This is a genomic window from Microcoleus sp. w1-18aA5 (genome assembly GCF_036701705.1).
In the GTDB taxonomy this organism is placed as follows: domain Bacteria; phylum Cyanobacteriota; class Cyanobacteriia; order Cyanobacteriales; family Microcoleaceae; genus Microcoleus.
This window is the reverse complement of sequence record NZ_JAUPTE010000019.1, coordinates 69,677-90,650: the sequence shown is the minus strand read 5'-3', so window position 1 is coordinate 90,650 and position 20,974 is coordinate 69,677. Positions and strand designations below refer to the sequence as shown.

Annotated in this window: 16 protein-coding genes; 5 read left to right on the top strand and 11 right to left on the bottom strand. The window is 48.2% G+C overall.

Features of this window, described 5'->3' with window-relative positions; genetic code table 11:
* Positions 1-170: 170 nt before the first annotated feature.
* Positions 171-1,234 (top strand): ISKra4 family transposase gene (locus tag Q5691_RS09990; RefSeq protein ID WP_333344686.1). Its coding sequence is split into 2 segments (ribosomal slippage): positions 171-324 and positions 324-1,234, totalling 1,065 coding nucleotides; the frame shifts between segments, so codons are not numbered across the junction.
* Here the strand turns inward: Q5691_RS09990 and Q5691_RS09985 are convergent.
* From Q5691_RS09985 to Q5691_RS09965, 5 genes are all read right to left on the bottom strand, one after another.
* The gene (locus Q5691_RS09985) at positions 1,207-1,638 is read right to left on the bottom strand and encodes a hypothetical protein (RefSeq protein WP_333344684.1); all 432 of its coding nucleotides are present in this window, start codon (positions 1,636-1,638) and stop codon (positions 1,207-1,209) included. The two genes, Q5691_RS09990 and Q5691_RS09985, sit on opposite strands and share 28 nt — an antisense overlap.
* 420 nt (positions 1,639-2,058) lie before the next feature.
* Positions 2,059-5,835 (bottom strand): tetratricopeptide repeat protein, encoded by a 3,777-nt coding sequence (locus Q5691_RS09980; protein WP_333308193.1) that lies wholly within the window; start codon positions 5,833-5,835, stop codon positions 2,059-2,061.
* Between the two features lie 26 nt (positions 5,836-5,861).
* Entirely contained in the window at positions 5,862-6,734 is an 873-nt protein-coding gene (locus Q5691_RS09975; protein WP_333344682.1) for a DUF928 domain-containing protein, read from the bottom strand.
* Positions 6,735-6,966: 232 nt separating this feature from the next.
* Entirely contained in the window at positions 6,967-8,922 is a 1,956-nt protein-coding gene (locus Q5691_RS09970) for a CHASE2 domain-containing protein (RefSeq protein ID WP_333344680.1), read from the bottom strand.
* Positions 8,923-9,044: 122 nt separating this feature from the next.
* Positions 9,045-9,716: a response regulator transcription factor gene (locus Q5691_RS09965; RefSeq protein WP_333344678.1), complete on the bottom strand. Its 672-nt coding sequence runs from the start codon at positions 9,714-9,716 to the stop codon at positions 9,045-9,047.
* 299 nt (positions 9,717-10,015) lie between these two features.
* Between Q5691_RS09965 and Q5691_RS09960 the strand changes: the two genes are divergently transcribed.
* Positions 10,016-10,834, top strand: coding sequence for a methyltransferase domain-containing protein (locus tag Q5691_RS09960; protein WP_333344676.1), 819 nt, complete (start codon positions 10,016-10,018; stop codon positions 10,832-10,834).
* Positions 10,835-11,404: 570 nt separating this feature from the next.
* Here Q5691_RS09960 and Q5691_RS09955 read toward each other — a convergent pair.
* From Q5691_RS09955 to Q5691_RS09935, 5 genes are all read right to left on the bottom strand, one after another.
* Positions 11,405-13,645 (bottom strand): phosphoketolase, encoded by a 2,241-nt coding sequence (locus Q5691_RS09955; RefSeq protein WP_333344674.1) that lies wholly within the window; start codon positions 13,643-13,645, stop codon positions 11,405-11,407.
* A gap of 217 nt (positions 13,646-13,862) precedes the next feature.
* Positions 13,863-15,209: a COP23 domain-containing protein gene (locus Q5691_RS09950; protein ID WP_333212936.1), complete on the bottom strand. Its 1,347-nt coding sequence runs from the start codon at positions 15,207-15,209 to the stop codon at positions 13,863-13,865.
* Entirely contained in the window at positions 15,199-15,363 is a 165-nt protein-coding gene (locus tag Q5691_RS09945; protein ID WP_333212935.1) for a hypothetical protein, read from the bottom strand. Before Q5691_RS09945 ends, Q5691_RS09950 begins: the two co-directional genes overlap by 11 nt.
* Before the next feature lie 33 nt (positions 15,364-15,396).
* Positions 15,397-15,729 carry a hypothetical protein gene (locus Q5691_RS09940; protein ID WP_333344672.1) on the bottom strand — a complete coding sequence of 111 codons (333 nt, stop codon included), beginning with the start codon at positions 15,727-15,729 and terminating at the stop codon, positions 15,397-15,399.
* Between the two features lie 118 nt (positions 15,730-15,847).
* Positions 15,848-16,456 (bottom strand): COP23 domain-containing protein, encoded by a 609-nt coding sequence (locus tag Q5691_RS09935; protein ID WP_333308182.1) that lies wholly within the window; start codon positions 16,454-16,456, stop codon positions 15,848-15,850.
* A gap of 680 nt (positions 16,457-17,136) precedes the next feature.
* Between Q5691_RS09935 and Q5691_RS09930 the strand changes: the two genes are divergently transcribed.
* Complete coding sequence (locus Q5691_RS09930; protein WP_333212932.1) at positions 17,137-17,742, top strand: hypothetical protein; 606 nt, start codon at positions 17,137-17,139, stop codon at positions 17,740-17,742.
* A 138-nt stretch (positions 17,743-17,880) separates the two neighbouring features.
* Positions 17,881-19,257, top strand: a complete 1,377-nt coding sequence (locus Q5691_RS09925) for a cytochrome P450 (RefSeq protein ID WP_333308181.1) — start codon at positions 17,881-17,883, stop codon at positions 19,255-19,257.
* A 539-nt stretch (positions 19,258-19,796) separates the two neighbouring features.
* Here the strand turns inward: Q5691_RS09925 and Q5691_RS09920 are convergent.
* A complete protein-coding gene (locus tag Q5691_RS09920) occupies positions 19,797-20,084 on the bottom strand; it encodes a hypothetical protein (protein WP_006632921.1) in 288 nt (95 codons plus the stop codon).
* Positions 20,085-20,578: 494 nt separating this feature from the next.
* Here Q5691_RS09920 and Q5691_RS09915 point away from each other — a divergent pair, with 494 nt between their 5' ends.
* On the top strand, positions 20,579-20,839 hold the full coding sequence (locus tag Q5691_RS09915) for a MoaD/ThiS family protein (RefSeq protein ID WP_333213508.1): 261 nt from the start codon (positions 20,579-20,581) through the stop codon (positions 20,837-20,839).
* Positions 20,840-20,974 lie beyond the last annotated feature (135 nt).

Here is a 20,974-nt window from a genome sequence, read left to right as displayed (position 1 = left end):
TTCAACTGTTCCCGAACCAATCGAACTTATGGACTCCTCTTTATAGTATTGGTAGTTGACTATTCGGCAGCGATGGGGGGAGCATCCCGGTTTTGTAAAAGTGCTATCCAGAGAGGATAATAGGTAGAGCGTCAACAGAAGCGTGAACTGCATTTGTAGGAGGAGTGGCTATGACCCCTGAACAGAAGGAGCGTTTAAAAGCTTGTGCTGCTGAGATTGCCGAGATTATGTACACAAATACTCCGGTCTCAGAATTATCAAGTCTGGAAACAATCGAAAAGCATATTCGAGAGCAATGGCTAGAATTAGTCGGGCCGGAGGTTGGTTTTTTTTTATCAAACAGGCAACCGGAACAGAATCAGGACGGTCTCGCACAGTAAAAAGTTGCATTGGTAAACTAATAATTACTGAAAAACAAGCCGAAAAATTGGGAGTAAAAAAATCTACTCGTTTAGCTCCATTATTTGAAAAATGCTGCCTCCGTCAGGTGGCTAATCTCTCTTATGAGAAAGCTGAGAGTGAAATAGAAGCCCAGACCGGAGTGCATATAGGTCACACTTGTTTACACCGATTAGTGGAACAGCAAGAATGGGCGTGCAGAATAGCTACTTCGGAGGTAAAGGAAACCAGTGTGGATGGGGGGAAAGTCCGTCTCAGAAAAGAAGAGGGAGAGGGCAGTCACTGGCTTGACTATAAGGCTGTGCGACTGCACGACAGTTATTACGGGGCATTTTTTCTTGAGAATCAAGCGTTAATTAATTATGTGAACAGTCAGCCTTTATCAGAGGTACTAACCTGTTTGGGAGATGGTCATGATGGCATTTGGAATATCATTGTCCAGTTGAATCCTGACGGGGCGCGGCGGGAAATTTTAGATTGGTATCACTTAGTTGAAAATCTATGTAAGGTCGGTGGGTCGTTGAAGCGTCTGGCGCAGGGTAAGGAGTTTTTGTGGCAAGGACGAGTCCAGGAAACCATCAATTTATTTAAGTCTTGCCGTCAAAAACAAGCCCAGAACTTTTGCGCTTATTTGGAGAAGCATCGCCGACGAATTGTTAATTACGAGCAATTGTCAACACAAAAGGTTTGCTCAATCGGTTCCGGAGCTGTAGAGTCGGCAGTAAAACAAATTGATAGAAGGTTGAAAATTTCAGGAGCGCAGTGGTTGATGAAAAATGTCAATCAAATGCTTAAGCTTCGGTGCGCCTACCTTAACGGATCAATATCCGTTTGATGCTCAAAAGCGCAAAACCGGGATGCTCCCGTGTCATTTCCGTTACCGCTGACTAAAAAATCATTGCCTCTACCGCCCAAGAGAATATCATTTCCCGCACCACCTATCAGAAAATCTGCATCTTGACCGCCGCTGAGAGAGTCATTTCCATCATCTCCAATCAGGAAGTCTTTACCTTTTCCTCCGAATAAAGAATCGTTGCCCAAGTCCCCGCTGATAATATCTTCTCCTTCATTGCCATAAACCAAATCATTAGCTGTTGAGCCAGTGACGAAATCGTCACCTGCAAGCATCCAAACTCCCAAAGGAAAATTAGTTGCATCTGCGATCGACAAAGTAACAAATTCGGATGTATTGTCGCCAATTAAGCGTCGAAGTTCTGACGTATCGGGTTGTAAAGACATAAAAAAAATCCTCTTAATACTTGACTTAAATCTTAAGCAACGCAGATGGGAAAATCATTCGTTCTACCCACAGACTTGATTAAGTATGGGGTGCAAAATAGATTGCGGAAAAGTGCAAAGTATGTGAATATGTAGAGTAGATGGTTCACTTCCATCAGAGATTGAGATAACTCGGCGGTTGAAACCGCGTCTACAAAAACAAAGTCGGCCTGCGCCGACTAAAGAATAAAGATCGTTTCCGATTGCATCGGAATTATTAGTATCCGAAAAGGAGACGGCAGTGCCGTTTCCCTACAATGTTATTTTGGGTAGGGAAACGGCACTGCCGTCTGCTCTATCATTCCGGTACAACCGGAATTGATATAACTTAGGATAAAATTTAGGAGAAAAACATTGAGCCAATTCGCTATTAATAAAAACTTACTCTGCCTCCCCAATTAAAGTAAATGCCGCCCAATTTCGCGGCTGGGGATGAGTTTTCATCGTAGTTAACATTGCCTGCCGCAATGCCTGTGCTTTGTCGGGATTATTTTGCAAGTTTTGATAAAATGCCTGCATCAATTCCGATGTCGGCGCATCAGGAACCGCCCATAAAGAAACAATCACACTCGGCACTCCTGCCGAAATCAAAGCGCGCGACAAGCCAATCACCCCATCCCCGGTAATCCTGCCTTCTCCAGTGTTGCAAGCACTCAAAACGACTAAGCTTGCTTGCAGTTTCATGTCGAAAATCTCTTCTGCGGTCAATAAGCCGTCATCGCTGCCAGAAGGAGCCATAGCGATCGCACTTCCCAATCCGCGCACATCATCGAGCAATCCATGCGTTGCTAAGTGAATAATCGATGCTTGCGGCATTTTTTGGACGATCGCAGCTTTTGTCCCTTGTGCGCCTGTGATGGCTTGAGTTTTGAGTAGAGGCGCGATCGCTCTAGCTTCAGCTTCAGCCCCAGGTAGAGGAGACAATTGCTGTTTGGGTTCTCCCAGAGAAAGAGACACACTCGGCATCGTGGGATTGCCCAACACTAGAGCGCTGCCACTGTTGGTTGGCTTCTGTGCTAACTTCTGCCGTTGCTGTCGAGTCAAATCCAATACTTGAATCGAGGGGGCGGTGAGAATCGTGTGTTTTTCGATTAAGTAAGTGCCGCTGGCATCTTGCAGGGCGGGGAAGGGTACTTGAAAGAGCGAACCTTGGGGAATGAAAATGACGCGGGCATTGGGATCTTTTGGCAAAAGCGTTTCAATGGGGTCAATCAGCAGTTGATGCAGTGTTGGTAAGTTGGGTGGGGGTTGGGTAGAGCCAAGACTGCTGCGACTGCGGACAGCCAGGAATTCTTGATTGCCAATAATTAAGTTGGCTAGAGAGGCGTTGTGTTTTTGCCAGAGGGGTTTGAGGTCTACTTGGCGGAAGGTAATTTCACCCGTAGGTTGAATTACCCAAATGTAGAGCGCAGATTCTCGCCCTACTTGTTTGCCCTGAATCTCAAACATCTCGTAGATGATGGAATACTGCACCAAAGTGGCGTTCTGTGCTTTGGCGATTTGGCGGATTTGATCCTGGTTGGGAGCAGTGGCGATGAGCGAACTGACATCACCAGAGGATAAGCGCTGTGTCAGGAGATCGACAAAGGCACGGGCACGTCCCCGTTCGGCAATTTCTAACGCGGCATTGGGGTTATTCTGAGCCACCCGGACTTGTTGCAGAAAGTTATAGGTGCTGACTTGTCCTTCAAAGATGGAGACTTTATTCGCGTCGTTGGAGCCGAGCATTTGCCGCATCGATTCCCAAACTTGAATGGCATTCACGAGCATTTTGTCAGCTTCTGTTGGGTTGCCAGCTTTCAAGAACGCCACTCCGAGGTGGTTGAGTACCCTACCTTCCCCGTTGCGGTCTTTAATGGAGCGGGCGATGGCTAAAGTCTGCTGTCCATACTCAATGGCTTTGGCCGAGTTGCCCAGAAAGTAGTAAGCATCTGCCAAATTACCCAGTGCCACACCCTCCCCCTGGCGGTCTTGAATTTCGCGGGCGATGGCTAACCACTGCTGTGCATACTCAATGGCTTGAGCATAGTTGCCCAGATCAAGGTAAATGAGTCCCAAACCGCCCAGTGCCACACCTTCACCTCGGCGGTCTTGAATTTCGCGGACGATGGCTAAACTCTGCTCTGCATACTCAATGGCTTTGGCCGAGTTGCCCAGAGATTTGTAAGCATCTGCCAAATTGCCCAATGCTTCACCCTCCCTCTGGCGGTCTTGAATTTCGCGGGCGATGGCTAACTGTTGCTGTGCATACTCAATGGCTTTAGCCGAGTTGCCCACAGAGCTGTAAATCATTCCCAAAAGGCGCAGTGCCACACCTTCACCTCGGCGGTCTTTAATTGCGCGGGCGACGGCTAACTGTTGCTGTAAATACTCAATGGCTTTGGCATAGTTGCCCAGAGAGCGGTAAGCGAGTCCCAAAAGGCCCAGTGCCAAATCCTCGCTCTGGCGGTCTTTAATTTGGCGTGCTAGGGCTAACAGTTGCTGCGAATACTCAATGGCTTTGGCATAGTTGCCCTGAGAGTGGTAAGCACCTCCTAAATTCGCCAGTGCCAAACGTTCAATGTGGCGGTCTTTAATTTCGCGTGCGATGGCTAAACTCTGCTGCCCATACTCAATGGCTTTGGCAGAGTTGCCCACAAAGCGGTAAGCGAGTCCCAAATTAGCAAGTCCTGCACCCTCACTGTCGGGGTCTTTAATTTCGCGTGCTATGGCTAAACTCTGCTGCCCATACTCAATGGCTTTGGCATAGTTGCCCACAGAGCGGTAAGCGAGTCCCAAATTGCCTAGTGCCACACCTTCACTTTCGGGGTCTTTAATTTCGCGTGCGATGGCTAAACTCTGCTGCCCATATTCAATGGCTTTGGCATAGTTGCCCACAGAGTAGTAAGCATCTCCCAAATTCGCCAGTGCCAAACGTTCAATGTGGCGGTCTTTAAGTTCGCGGGCGATGGCTAAACGTTGCTGTAAATACTCAATGACTTTGGCCGAGTTGCCCAGAGAGCGGTAAGCATCTCCCAAAGTGCCCAGTGCCACACCTTCCCCTTTGCGGTCATTAAGTTCGCGGGCGATCGCTAACAGTTGCTGTGCATACTCAATCGCTTTAGCATAATCGCTCAGAGAGTGGTAAGCGATTCCCAAACTGCCTAGTGCCCAACCCTCCCTTTCGCGGTCTTTAAGTTCGCGGGCGATCGCTAACAGTTGCTGTGAATACTCAATGACTTTGGCAGGGTTGTTTAAAAAGTGGTAAGCAGATCCCAAAATGCCCAGTGCTTTACCTTCCCCTTGACGGTCTTTAAGTTCGCGGGCGATGGCTAAACTTTGTTGTGCATACTCAATCACTTTGGCATAGTTGCCCAGAGAGCGGTAAGCGATTCCCAAAATGTCCAGTGCTAAGTCTTCCCTTTTGCGGTCTTTAAGTTCACGGGCAATGGTTAAACTCTGCTGTGTATACTCAATCGCTTTGGCCGAGTTGTTCAGAGACAGGTAAGCGAATCCCAAATTGCCCAGTGCTGCACTCTCCTCTTTGCGATCTTTAAGTTCGCGGGCGATGGCTAAACTCTGCTGTGCATACTCAATGGCTTTGGCATAGTTGCCCAGAGAGCGGTAAGCATCTCCCAAAGTGCCCAGTACCGCACCCTCTCCTTGGCGGTCTTTAAGTTCGCGGGTGATGGCTAAACGTTGCTGTGAATACTCAATGACTTTGGCATAGTTGCCCAGAGAGCGGTAAGCATCTCCCAAAGTGCCCAGTGCAGCACCCTCCAATTGGCGGTCTTTAATTTCGCGGGCGATGGCTAAACTCTGCTCTCTATACTCAATGGCTTTGGCATTATTGCCTAGAGAGTCGTAAGCGAATCCCAAAAAGCCCAGTGCCCAACCCTCCCCTTGGCGGTTTTTGATGGCGCGATAAATTTCCAGTGCCTGTTCCCAGGAATTCAGCGCTGCTCTTAATTGACCAGTCTTATACTGTTGAAGCCCCTGCTTCATTAGCCGATCGGCCTCACTTTTACGAGCATCGGTAGTTTGAGCAGCAGCGGGGAGTGGGGAGTGCGGAGGAATATAAAAAGCAACAGACAACAGGCAAAAGGCGAGGGGAAAGAGGAAGCCCGATCGCACTTTACAATTGCTGGATTTAAGCAGTTTTAGCGAGAAAGATTTCATAGGATTTAGTCTTTGGATTGCGAAGGTTAGCGCTGTCCTTGGCGCTGTTGTTCGATCGCTCTAATTTGCTTCAAGCGATCGCTCCAATCTTTCAAAGGTTCGGCTTCCGAACTAGCAAGAGCATCTAGCAATTCGAGCACAGCCGCTTGGCTTTGAGAAGTCTCAGAGGCTTTGCGCGCTTCCGCGATCGCGTCATACCACAGCCCAGACTTCGCATACAGGTCGATCCGCTGTTGGGGAGTTTGCGCGGCTGCAAGTTGAGTCTGCAACGATGCAGCAGGCGCAACGACTTGGATTTCTGCCGCCGCCACCACATTTCTCGAAGGAACATTCGGATCGCAGACCAACACCACTTGCCACTGATAGGATTGCCCGATCGACAGTTGGGGCAGATTTGAGGGCAAAGCAACCGACATTATTCCTGGTTGACTCTGCATCTCGGTTCTGTAAAGCAGTTGTCCCGTGCGAGTAAACAGCCGGAATAGCAACGGACGAGGAGTGCGATCGGGTACAAACCAGGTAAAAGTCGGATGCCCAGAAATCGTCTCTCCCACATGGCTAAACGGCACTAAGGCAGTCAATCTCGCCGATGAATTAGCTTCGCAACTGCCGCCGCGAGTGGTATTCGTCCCCGTTTCTTTCGGTTTAGAAGGGTTTTCAGGAGGAGTGTATTGTGCCAGCGCTACAGGAGCGATCCAGAACGAAACACTCAGCATTAAACTCGCAATGCCTGCAGAGTAAACGGTTCGACGCTTCCACTCGTGAGTCATCATCGCAATCCCCTGTGTAACTATTTCTACAGTAATCAACAATACACAAACACAATAGAGGACTGCCCGCAAGCGTTGTTTGCGGGAAGGTGCAAAGATATTGGGAATCGGGCATGGGGCATGGGGCATGGGGCATTGGGAATAGTCCTGGACTATTGGTGACAACTTAAGCCTGAAACCCTATGTATCTCTCGCTGGTAGCCGAGTCTCGATCCCCCTAAATCCCCCTTAATAAGGGGGACTTTGACCAAGTTCTTGTCCCTGCCTTAGTAGGGGCGGTGCCCCCGTGCCCGCCCTTGGCTAGGAGCGATCGAACCCTAACCGTCTTGACGGTTGATATAACAAGCGTGAACCCAACCAATTACCAGAACCACCGCCGTTTCGCTGGCCAGGTTAACTCGCACACTGTCCCCTTCGGTTGATTCGGGTAGCGCCGAAATGCTCCGCCTAACTGTTTGGCTAAGTTCTTTGCAAGCTGGGTTCCTAATCCTGAAGGTTGAAGTTTAGGGTTTGGATCTTCGGTTGTTTCCTTGTCTCGATCGATTTGGGCCAAGCTAAGCATTTCTGACTCAGACGGTTTCCCCCTGCCATTATCCGCCACCCGAATCACCTGCCGATCGCCTTCTTGAGTGCAAATTACGGTCAACCGAGTGGCTTCGATCGCGTGTTTCCCCACATTGCAGAGCGCTTCTTCCAGAAAGCGGCAGAGTGCTCGCTTGTGTTCCAACCGCAGATGCGAGGTGTTCAAGGGATCGAACTGCACAATTTTGAACTTGATCGTTTGGAGGTAAGGCAGTTCTTGTTCGAGCGTGTTGGAATAGACCTTGTAGAGCAATTCATGCAATGGAGCCTGCAGGGCCAATTCGATCGCACTTCCCATGCGGAGATGCGGTTCATCTGCGATCGCATCTCGTTGCACCGATCCGTAAACTGCCCGCAATTCTTGATTCAAGCGTTGCAACTCCGGTAGAAATAACGGCGGTGTGGCTTGTTCTTGAGCAGTTCTCAAAATTCCAACCAATGTTTGTAACGGGCCACTGTGAATTGCATTAAAGGTCTGCTCGATCGCAAACTGACGTTCCTCCAACCGCAGTCGGAGTTCCTGTTCGTGGCGATAAAATAACGCTGCCGTCAACCCAGCCCCATTCAACACGAGTACGAGCAACACAGGCACGATTGGCACCCACCATCCCAAAAGAATGAGCCAGTAACAGAGCGCGATCGGGGTAATACTAGCGATTAAGAGCCCGATCAAAATTTTCCAGGGCGATCGCAGAAATCGTCCCAAACTCATCCCCAAGAGTCCCCAGACCGCAATCCAGAGCGTTTCCCAGCCCTCCCCCCAAACCTGAAGCAACGGCCGCCGATCGAGCACCGCACTAATCATCTGGCTCGTTTCGTGGGCTTGCATTTCGACTCCGTAAATCTGTCCGGGATTGATGCCTGCGATCGCACCCGAACTTGCCAAATCCTTCGCGCTAAAAGACATCATCCCAATCAGCACAATTTTGCCTCGAATCCAGTTCGCATCTACTTGTCCCCCCTTGATTTGCTCCAGGGAAAGCACGCGAAATGGCATTGTCCCGCTGCGAACATTCAGTAAAATTTGGTTCCCGCCTGCATCCGCCCCCACATATCCGCCAGAGTTTGACTGCACTCTGGTAAATTCAATGCTGCCAAAGCGCATCGCCTCCCGATCGCGAATTCCATTACCTAGCTTAATTCCTCGGGTTGCTAAATAGAGTTCTGCCAGCCGGATCGCGAAGGAAAAACGGTATTCCTGTCGATCGTTGTTAGTACCCAATAAACTGCGGCGCTGGTAGCCATCCGCATCGAGTACGAAATCTGCAAAGCCAACCTGTTTGGGTGGTAGCGCGGGCGGAGGTGCGACGGTAAAGCCACTGCGATCGGGCAGTGCAATCTCCACTCCGATCGTATTCTTGCTGCTGCGAAACACCGATGCCAGTTCAGCATTCCCCGGTTCAACCGGAATATCGCGGACAAGATCCAGCCCGATCGCGATCGGTTGATAGGCCTGCAAGCGTTTGAGTAAATGGGCTATATCGCGATCGGGAATCGGATAAGTTCTAGCGCGTTGAATATCCTCCTCAGTGATGCCGACAATTACAATCCGTTCATCCATTGGCTCAGGAGGACGCAAACGCAGAAATCGATCGAACGCAACCAACTCCCAAAACTGAAGCGCACCGCTCAATCTAGCCATCATCACAGCGACAATCACCATCAACCCTGGAAGCGCTCCTCGTCCCCAAGTCGTGACACCTGCTTTCACTGCTTGTTTTCGATCACGCTTCATAATAATGTCCGGTTGAATAGTTATCATACTTTTGTACGACTGTTTGGCCGATGCCCGATGCCCGATGCCCGATGCCCGATGCCCGTACAGGACTTATAAGTAATTAACCAGACTTGATATCACTAATCAATCAATCCTTCTTCCCTAGCTCGCACTTCCGTTTGAATCCGCAGATTCTTATCATCATCCTTATACACCTCTAGCACATCTCGAATCTTAGTCCAGTAACACTGCACAGTGCGTTCAGAAACATTCATCCGTTTGGCGATCGCAGTATCCTGTAAGCTCTCGTGAAAAGCAAATTGCAACACCTGCATCCAGGCGGGTTTGAGTTGCAGCCCATTGCGGATCTCTCTGGGTGTATAAATCCGCTCGTGCAGCGCCCAATCAACCATTGCCAGCAAATCTTTCATCGGCTGGCTTTTATCGACAACTGTGAAGCCGCCCATGTGATTGTCGATCGACGGTTTCAGCCAAACTAAAGTCCGAACATGGGCACTCTGCACCACAATATTCAGACTCGGATACTTATCCATCAACGTTTTGAGGAGTTGAAGCCCTGAATTCGCTTGAGCCGTTTCGCCGATCGTCTCTGGCATCACCAGATCCACAATCACCAAATCCGGGGTCGTCTGCGCTATTTGTTGAAGGGCAGCCTGAGCCGTCGGAGCCGTCAGAATGTCTGCCTCTGGATATTCTTGCTTCAGAATGTTAAGCGTGCCACCTAACACCATCGCATGGTCATCTACAACTAAAAATGTTCGTTTCTGCGGTTGAGGTAAAGTCTGGGGCATAGTTGATTAGTTGCCACACAACATCGTCAGTTTAGTTAATCCGTCCACCCATTTTAGATTTGGGATTTACGATTTTCGATTTGTGACCTAGTTGAAACTAGGGGCTTTAAACCGCTGAAATTCTCATTCAAAATCCCAAATCTAAAATTGTCTCTGTCATCTTCTTACAATAGAGGAATTACCTGGCTCCCGTCCTGCATCTGTCCGCCAACTGGGGTTGTGGATGTCCGCAACGAGAATTGCGCTAAAGTGCAATTCTATTATAATCTAGGTGTCGAAGCAGGAAAAAGGATGATTTTATGGCAGCCGAAGGTTCGTATCAAGTAAGCACGTACAATCTGGAACTTGACGCAGAAATTCAGCGGTTAAAAGGTCAAGTTCTCCTCAGTTGGGAAAAGGAAGCGCGCACTTTAAAGTGGTTCGGTTTAGCCGACGGGATGAATGTTTTGGAAGCGGGTAGCGGGCCGGGATTTTTCACCGAAAAACTGTTAGAATTGCTGCCAAACAGTTCGGTAACAGCGGTAGAAATTGACCCGGTACTGCACGAAAAAGCAGTAGAATACTTGCAGGACAAAGGGGGCGATCGAGTAAATCGCATTCAAGCATCGGTGGCGGATACTGGTTTGGATGATAACACGTTTGACTTTGTGATCGCCCGTTTGCTGTTCGTTCACCTCCCAGAGCCCGTCGCAGCAGCTAGAGAAATATTCCGCATCTTGAAGCCTGGCGGAAAACTGGTGATTATTGATAACGATGCGGATCTGTTTTGGCTGACAAATCCACCTTGGTCAGTCGAGATTGTCCGCGAGAAATTCAAGCAGGTGATAGCATCGCGGGGCGGCAATTTATGCGTCGCGCGAAATCTGTGCCGCATTCTCAAAGAAGCTGGGTTTGTTAGCGTTGATTTAGAAGCGGTTGTCAGCCACAGCGATATCATGGGAATTGAGGCATTTCAACCTTTGCTTGACTCCGGACCCATTTTGCAGATGGTCAAACAGGGGTTGATTTCAGAGTCGGAAATAGCCAGCTATCTGGTTTCGCGGGATAAGTTTTTTGCGGCGGGCGATCGATCGATGATGAGTTTTTGGTTAATGGCTTGCGGGGAAAAAAAGCAATAAAATTAAGACAGATATTTCACACAATATTGATGTCTCGTCGCAGCACAGCCTCTAGCACTCTCGCTACATTCCCAGCCAACAAATCAAACTTATTTAACAGCAAACCAGGAAAAACTTCAGAATAAATTATCCCCTCAGCATTAGTTTAAAGCTGCACGAATATCTCTAGAATCGTATCATATCAAATCCGGTAGCATCGTCGGGCGTCAAACATAGTCAACAGCCAAAAAGCACCGCTCGTGCAACCGGACTTGATATAATCCATCTGCGTTTATCTGTGTTGATCTGCCCTCATCTGCCGTTAAAAAAAGAGAAATTTTTAACCGCAGATGACAATGGATTGACGCAGATTCACGCAGATTAAGAGAAGAGAGATAGAAATAATTCCGATTCTAAAAAAATTAATATCAAAGTTATAAATTTTCATATTAGCGAGCGCTTTTTTAAAGCTTTCATGTTCTTCGCCTTTCTTCTAAAATTTTTGCTGTCATAGCTATCACCATCCTATTTTCAATATTACTAGCCCCTACCCAGCACAAACCAGGCAGGGGCATTCACTCACATTCTAACTTAATGAACTAGCTCGATCGCCCTTTTAGTCAACGCCTCAGCAGTCAACCCATTAAACGCCATCAACTGACCAGCACTAGCAGTAGTTTCCCCCCGCTTCCAAGCGAAAGTATCCCGCTTGCAATTGCTGCGGAGCATCACAGGTTCTAACATCCCAGAAGCACCGCCTGTCACGCCAATCAAGGCATCTCCGCCAAACATTTCGGCAAATTTCTCATCGCTCAAAAAGTCACCGTCAGCTTCCGAACAAGTATCCCAAGCAACATCGCTAGCACGATACAAACGCCGAGGATTCACAACAGAAACAATCCGCACTCCAATGCCTTCTGTTTCCAAAAATGCCGCCGCTTCAAACACAGGCATTAACGTCATGTCGCCGACAACTGCAAACACAACTTTCTTGCTCCCCCCTTGATTGTGGGCAGCTTGCGGGGAATCGACTTCGTGCAGAACTATTGCACCGTCTTGCAAACCTTGGCGAGTCTGTTCAAAAGTAGTGCGAATTGGCAGTGGCGACTTGCTTGCAGTAATCACAACTCCCTTATTTTTAGCAGTCAAAGCCCACTCGTAACAAGCTTGAATACTGTTAGCATCCGGTGGAAACAAAGGAAACACATTTCCGTTCCGCATCATCGCCGCAAAATAAGCCTCAATTTCCGGCCGCTGGTGCGTCCAACCGTTACGGCCTTGTTCCAATGCACCCGCTGTAAATAAGGTGACAGTTGCCGGAGTTGGACGGCGCAATTCTGCCATTGCTTGGGTTACAGTTTGCCAAATTGGTAAACCGTTGATGGCAAAAGATTCGTAGGAACACCACAAACTCCGCGCTCCGAATAGCGATAAACCTACAGCTAAACCAGCGCAAGCATCTTCGCTCAAAGGTTCGTAAACTTGACCGTTGGGCGATTGATTGTACAGGTCATCTGTCGTTGGGTGGATAATCTTTAGAGCTTGGTTGATGTTGGCAATTGCCGATGCTTCGTTGCCGTCAGCATTAGTCACAAGAAAAGTACGATCGCGCTCGCCGACTTTCCCTACCAAACTTCCCATTGCTGTTGTCGAAATCTTCGCTTCTCCGCCAACTGAAAATTCTTCTAAAGGTAATTCGCCTAAATCTGCCAGCGGCAATGTAAACTCAGTAACAACTGTTTTCGCCGCCGGGCCGCCGCCCGCACGCTCGCAATTTGTCCGCACCAATTGCCAAGCAGCAGCAGTCAAAGCGCGCTCTTTTAAAGCACTGATAATGTGCGGAGCATCCAGCGTATCTTTTGGATAAAGGTTGTGAGATTTTGCTCCGCGCGCGTGGACGCCAGCACCTTTCAACTGTTTGATAATAAACGCAGTTAATTTGCCGCCGAGAGCAGATTTTGCCGCTTTGTCAACTCCTTCTAAAACAGCTTTGGTAAATGCCATGCGCTGTTCGAGCGAAAAAGCAGTGCTATCAACATAATCTTCCGGTTGATTTTTATCGTCAAATTCCTTAGCATCAACTAAGATAACTTCTTCAAAACCGTTGCCTTGCCAATAAGCAATCATTTCAGCATTAGTTTTAGTCGAAACCATGCTGTGATGTTCCTGAGAATATCCGTTCCAAACCAACACAGGCAAAAAGTTAGTAACGCTGGGATAAGCAGTGTGGAAATGCGCCATACTGCTCATTGGATAGGGTTCGCCCATGCCGCCGTCACCCATTGTGAAAGCAAACAGTTTTTCGCGGTGCAAAAGCGCTCCAGCCATTGCGAAATGCTGCCCTTGTCCGAGGGGGCCGGCCGGTGCTAAAAGGCCGGGAATGAAACCGGAAAGATGTCCTAACAAACCGTCTTTTTCTCGGAATTTATCGCGCACTTGCTGCACGTTGAAAATTCCCATATCTTCCAAAGATCGATCGAGAAACATGGCGCTGTAAAAGCCGGGGGCGTGATGGCCGACTTCGGTGACAATGTTCTTGTGTCCGAGCATCACCAAAGCGGCATAAGCCTCAGCTTGGCTAGCAAAACCCCCCGGATGTCCCGATGCCTTGCTGGCGGTGACTTGCAGTGTCAGGTAGCGCAGGGCGTCTGCTCCCAGCATCGTTTGAAAGACGGCGACGGGATCGGCAGGATCGGCGATCGACTTGCTCCCCTCGGCGATCGCAGGTGCTTTCCCGTAAGTCTCAAAACCAGGGACTGTTTCCGAAAAATATTGAATGCCTTCGCAAAAAGCGGGCGTTGTTGACGTTGCCTGCGGGGTAGTTGCTGTCATGCTTGATACCTGAAAAATTGGAATTGGATTAATGTAAGAGTAATTTTATAGCTTCCGTGTTCCAAAAAATCATTAGTTCTATTATGTCAGTGATAAATAAGGAAAATATCTCAATTTTTAAGCTAATAAGTAGTTGTTTGAGAACCCCGACTTTTTTCATAAGTCGGGGTTCTGTGTTTACGCATTACTAATCCATCTCAAATCTCAAATCCCAAATCTAAAATTGTTCCAGCCGTTCCCTAACATCTATATAAGGCACAGTACCGCTTTCAGAAAGAGAAGGCACAGCCTTTTGATTCCGCAGCCAAACAAAAAAACTGCTCAGTGCAGGAGTCGGATCTTGATCGCGCCGCAGGGTGTAGATCAAACCTTCGCAAGGCCCATTAACACGGCTAGTCGTGCAAATCGCTTTCTGGTTATTTACCATACCCACAGTCACATAATTTAGCTGTTTATTTCGGTTATAATTCTCAAGGCGCTGAGTGACTTGTTGGCAGCGAGTTAGAGGATCGTAGCCCGAACTAGAAAAGAAATTGGAACTCCAGCGAATCCAAGGCTCCCTGAAACCTTGCGGATTTTGATACACAGTCACCGGCTCGCCCGTTGAGGTATCGCAGACAAATCCTCCATAACCCTGATTCGGTTGGTTTTGATCCGAGGCGCTGCTGATAGAAAGATTGCTGAGAATATCAAAACCGTTATGCTTATTTTGTGATAGCAACTCCCTAAAAGCATCGATCGGGATTGCCGCGTTCAACCCCGTTTTTATCTCCTCAATCTGACCGTTCCACTGACTCCTAATTGTGCCAACAGTATCCCCCTGGCCGTGAATTCCTACCACCCTGCCATCAGCATCAAATACAGGCCCGCCGCTCATCCCGCGCCTGGTTACAGCTTGGTAGCGCAGACGATACCCTGATGAGGCGCTGCCTAAGCGAGAAGAGATGATACCAGCAGTAAACTCAAGTTTTCGTTCAAATCCCGAAATAGGCAGCGGATACCCAGAAACATAAATAGCAGAACCAACAACAGCACGTTCTGACTCGCCCATTGGTGCTACTGGATACTGTTCTCGGCTCTGAAACTGTATCAAAGCCAAGTCTATATCCCTGTCATTTTTCGGTAAGCGCTGTATTCTAATCGCAGCATAATCCTTCTCCAAATGAGTGCGAATGCTGTATTTTTGAGCGAGGCTTGCCACCACATGATTAGCTGTCAGAACAGTGTAAATATTACCCTGTTTGGCAATAATTACTCCCGATCCACTAGCAAAAAAACCCAGTGTATTGTTGACTTCCACAGTTGTCAAAGTCGCTAGCTGGGCAATTTCTTCGGCTGTTTTGGCACAGGCAGCATATTGTTGGCTGACAACCGCCGTCACTGTTAATGCACCTGTCAAGATGATTGTCAGCGCGTCAAACCGCAAACTCCACACATTCATCGATAACTCCCTTTCTGGAGACGAGGCGAACTGCAAATATATACTAATCGGAATTCCCCAACAGGATTTAACCTTTTTCTCCGATAATTCCGCTGTTGGTTCACTTCCATCTTCATTCTTCATAGACGCCAAAATTTGAATCTCGATACTTGCCCCTACCGTTAATCTTAACCAAGAAACCTTTGGCATTAAAAATCGGGCTGCCACTCGTACCGATTTTAACCTCATTTGTATAGCCCAAGCTATAACCTTGAGGCAAAGATTTGGGTAGCAGCACCAAAACGAAGCCCGCGTCAATCGATTTTAGATTTTAGATTTTAGATTTTAGAGGCGACCCCACGGATAAATGCGGGGGCTTGAGGATTTTCGATTTTCGATTTGGGATTGACTCCACGGATAAATCACGTGGCGGGTACCACCTTTGAAATTCGTGGTCAGCGAAACTCCCAACCTCAGCACCCGCAGGAAAGCCTACTGCCAACACTGGCTCAGACACCGCTCCTGGCTCAAAGCTCAATGGTGCTATTTTATACTCGATCGCGCTGCGAAACTGAAAGATCGCCCGATCGGTATTGCCCAGCCGTCTCGGAACTCCTAGCGGTTGGTGGATGAGGCCGTCGTCGGTGACAAGTCCGATCGCCACAACCTGCTAGTTAGTCAGCACCCTATAGGTTTAGCCCTGCTGCCGGACGATCGTCCCAGAACCAGGAGACATTCCCGTCGGGATGCGTACCGCTGTTTGACCCGCCAAAGTTGCCACATCAATCCTTGGAATTGGTGATGGGATGGAAAATTTGCCAATCTTTAAGGCTGTCCGAACGGTGGGGAAAAGGGGGTAGTTGCGCCTCATCATCCATACTTTCCCCTAGCTTTTCGCTGACATCAATGTAAGGAATTTTACTGGTTTCATCAAAAGACGGCATCCCGACATATCCTTGGCGCCAAGCCAACAAATTATACAAAGAGCCAATCGGGTCTTGGCCGGGTCTGAGGGTATAAATCAAATTTTGACACCGCCCATTAACTTGATTAGCCGTGCAGATGACGTTCTGGCCGTTCATTTGGCCCGCAGTAATGTACTTAAGCATTCGTTGGCGGCGATAGATTTCGAGGCGTTGACTCACTAATTGACACCGAGTTGCCGGATCATAGCCAGAACCGGAGAAATAATCGGAAGTCCACTCAATCCAAGGCTCTACAGCACCTTGAGCGTTTTGGTACACCGTCACCGGCGCACCGGTCGAGGTACTGCACCAAAATCCACTTTCCCCCGATGCTCGCCGACCGTAACTCGGTTGAGAAGCAACCGTCAGGCCGCTGAGGGCGAGCGCTGTTGCCACAAAAACTTTTGTCAATAATTGCTGTTTCATGATTTTTTCACTGTGTTTTTATGAGATTCGGCACAAAAATCACCGAATGCTGCGATAACACCCTTGACACGCCTGTTCGTTAAAGATCCGCTGACTGAGGAATTATGTGATTCGCGACTTGACCAGAAACCAGTTTTTTTTACGAAAACACTTCGTTGCAGCCCTTATGCCTGGTTAAAAAACCCGGTTTTTTTGCTCTTGATGCGTAAGTTTTGATATTGTTCGCGACTTGCACGTTCCCTCTAACCGCCATTTCGGCGCTGTTAAAAAAGCGCTCCGAAGCCGAGCTTAAAATGCCCGCGCAAGTCGCAATTCTGTCCTCATTACTACTAATCAAACTCAGGCTTTTACCAACCGGAAGAGGCTTTTCACCTCAGACCTTGGAAAGGATCGAGTTGCAACGGTACATCACACCACTGACAAGGTATTTGATATCACTTACGAGCTGGGTCGCGAGCTTGATCTGCTGAGACAGGTAAACTACGGGGTTACGCCATCGAGGGGTAAAACCCCTCTTACCTGATCTAACACTAAAATCCAGGTATTAACAAGAACTCTTAACTTGTTTTCATCTCCGTACTGCGGGAAATACTTCTAAGTGAGTGTAATCAGGGTCTAAGTGCTTTCTACCACCAAAATTTACCCTCCATACACTGACGTTTAGTAGAGTATTAAAAACTATGAACCGTATCTGCAAACAGTTAGGATATTTAGGCGTTTGGTTGATTTTGATAGGCGGTAGCAGTTGTTCTAGCTCAGATGCAGCTACCTCAACCGAAAACCAGAGCCAACTCTCAACAAGCGCCCGTCAGTTCCAACACCTACAGCTAATGGGAAATCAAATTGAGGCTCGATCGAGTCAATTGACGCAACCTTCTAACTCTGTTGCCTCAGTTTTAGGCAGTGCTACCATCTCAGAAAATACTGTCACCGTTACGGTTTATAAGGTAGATAATTTGTGTCAAACTCTGAAGCTGGAAACAGTTACAGGCCCAGAGAGCCAGTTAATGTCATCGGCAGTTAATGAAGTGTTAAACCAGCAGATTTTCGATAGTCTTGGTTTGGCTGGTTATCGCCTCACGATCAATCGCGACCTCGGAATAGCTACCGTGGATCTTCGTGCATCGGGAAGTTCACGGCAGAAATTGCAAAATCTGTCCAGTTGTCAAATGTTAGGTTTGTTCGGGGGCGTGCGCCAAACTTTAACCAGTTATGCTCCTTGGCAAATCAAAACAGTTCGTTTTACAGAGCTTGGAGAGGATATTTTGAGCACAGTTCGAGAATAAGCTATTAAAATTATTGGAGATGGGACTTACACAATTCTCCCCTTAAAAACAAGGGTTGGGAGGGATTGAATAAACCTTCAAACCCTGTGAAGTTTTTTGATGCTGCTAAGTTCTGTGACCCAAACCCAGGTAATTCCTATGACACTACCTAACGGCCCCACAGCTCCACCCTTGGTGCAGCTAATTCAATGGATCGGCGATCCCCTGACATTCATGGATAAATGTGCCAAGCAATACGGCGACATTTTCACAGCTCAATTGGGCAACATCGAGCCATTGGTGATGATCCACCACCCGCAAGCTGTCCAAGAGATTCTCAACAGCAACGCGTTTCACGCTCCAGGCAGCCTGAATAGTATTCTCAAACCCCTGCTGGGAGAACAATCTATGATTATGCTATCGGGAGAAAGGCACAAACGCGAGCGCCAATTATTGATGCCACCTTTTCACGGGGAACGGATGCGGAATTACGGTCAACTAATTTGCGATATCGCTCAAGATGTTGCCAGCAAGTGGTCGGTCGATCGACCTTTTGTGGCCCGCAGCGCGATGCAGGAAGTCACCATGCGGGTAATCTTGCAGGCTGTCTTCGGTCTGGATGACGGGCCGCGGTTACAAGCACTCAGGCCCTTACTTGCCTCAGTCCTTGATATGACCAACTCTCCCCTGCGATCGAGTATGCTATTTTTCGGCTGGATGCAGCAAGATTGGGGTTCTTGGAGTCCTTGGGGACGCATGAAACAGCGGCAGCGGAAAGTTGAGGAACTCATCTATGCCGAAATTGAAGAACGCAGACAGCAACCAGACGCCAGCCGCACCGACATTCTCAGCTTAATGATGGCCGCGCGCGACGAAAACGGTCAACCAATGACGAATGAAGAATTGCGTGACGAGTTGATAACGCTGCTGTTTGTAGGCCACGAAACCACAGCAACGGCCCTAGCTTGGGCATTTTACTGGATTCACCACTTGCCGTCGGTGCGCCAGAAGTTGCTGCAAGAATTGGACAGTTTGGGGAAAAATCCCGACCCGATGGAGATTTTCCGCTTACCTTACCTGAGTGCAGTTTGTCAGGAGACGCTGCGAATTTACCCCGTGGCAATGCTGACGTTTCCGCGAGAAGTGCTCGCGCCCGTGGAACTGATGGGACATCAACTCGAACCGGGCACGGTTGTCGTCGGCTCGATTTATTTGACCCACAGACGAGAGGATTTGTATCCAGAACCGCTGCAATTTAAACCGGAACGGTTTTTGGAGAGGCAATTCTCGCCTTACGAGTATTTGCCGTTTGGAGGCGGCAGTCGCCGCTGTATCGGCTTGGCGCTGGCGCAGTTGGAGATGAAACTGGTGCTGGCAACCATTTTGCGCGATTTCGACCTTGTATTGGCCGAGAAAAAGCCCGTACAGGCCAAACGCCGAGGGGTAACTTTAGGGCCTGCCAGCGGCGTGCGGATGGCCCTGCTGGGGCGGCGGATGCGGCAGCAGAAGCCTGAACCTGTCGCTACTGGGGTTTAAAGTCGCAGCGGTTACAGCGGCCGATCGAACTTTTTGCTGTGAGTGCTCACCATTTAGGGAGAAGGTGCGATCGTCCGCCAATGCCACCATTTTTTGTAGCACCCGCTACAGATAAATAGCTAGAATCCTTAACCTGTAAGCCTCCCCCCTCTCAATTTTCAAATTCTCAGTCTAAAATAATAGGAGCCTTGCAAACACAGCCTGAAAGCAAAAGTGGGTGATTGCAATAGTCCTCTTGATATCTCAAAAGCCTGCCTGCCATACTTTAAAAACATATGCATACCCTGTTATTCAGCAAGGTCGGAAGCGCGTTGGCATTGCCAGCAATCTTCCGGCCTCTTTATTTTTTGGGTTACTTAAGGCATTGGAGACAAGATGCAGAAGGCAAAGCAAAAGTATAAATTCTCCCCCTGTCCTCATCTCCCCCTATCCCCAATCTAGAGCTTGTGCCTCTAATTCCAATAGAATCCGATAGCAAGTTTAAGGAATCACTAAGGAATAATTAATAACTTGTTAAATTATCTCCTTTTGCCCTTATCTCAATCTTCAGTTTTCAGAAATTCCGATACCGAGACCGACTTTGGGAGACTCTCCAGATCTTGAATTTCGCTTTCGTGGGCAAAAAACTCGACTTCTTTGTCATCAATCTGGATCTGATAGCTAGCGGTAGCTGTCACAACCCGTCGCTTTTTTTTATCTTCTATTAAAACCCAACACACGACAGGTCTTACCCATCTCTCAACGTGCTGGCTTTGCTTCGTACTCCCAAAGGCATACCAGCCTTTAGCTTCAATAATTTGAAGCACTTTAAAATCGTTATTTGCCATATATCTCTATCGCATTAACTTCAGTATTGTTCTTAGATAAAAAGGCTATCTTGCTAAGCAGGGTAAAGGTTTGAACATCCCCAGCCGCACTTGATAACCTGATTTTTTGTCAGGAGAATCGGGTTGACAAGGCTTTGTATGCGTTGTGGCCCGCTAAATGTAGTGCGAGCTTTTTGTACTCTCCCACAATTACCGTAAAGTATCTATACCGCATCCTCAAAAAATATTCTCGCATTAGCCTCAACAGCAGCTAACTAGACCTTAGCTAGCTGCATATAACTGGATGCCAACTGCTTCTAACGCCTGGTTGGTGAGAGCGATCGGCATACAATATTGTTAAGACTTTTTGCTGTAATCAACTATCATCTTTACCCGATGGGGTAAAACTTAACTAGAGGTTGCCGCTTTCAATTCTAAGCCTCGGCGCGCCTAATTCCTAATTAATTGTATGGTGTAGTTGATAATTGCCAAACCGTCGATCGCACTCAACAGCCGTGTCTAACTCTTCTATTACCATCACCGTTAAACTGTTCGCCGCCTTCGGTGAAGCCTACGGCGTTTCGGAACTTACATTAGAACTTCCTCCCGAAACCCCAGTGTCTCATGTGCTCGAAAGCTCGATCGCCCAATATCCTCAATTAGAACAATGGCGCGATCGTACCCGCTTCGGCCTTAACCTAGAATTCGTCTCCCCCGACACCATCCTCCAAGACGGCGACGAAGTTGTACTCATCCCTCCCGTCAGCGGCGGGTAGGCTAAGTTGGTTAATCTGAAATGTTGCACCATTCTCAATAAGCTTTTTATGAACAGGCTTTCCGGCCTGTTCCACAAGAGATGAATTTTATTGTGGAACAGGCCGGAAAGCCTGTTCTTGAGATTGGTGCCACAT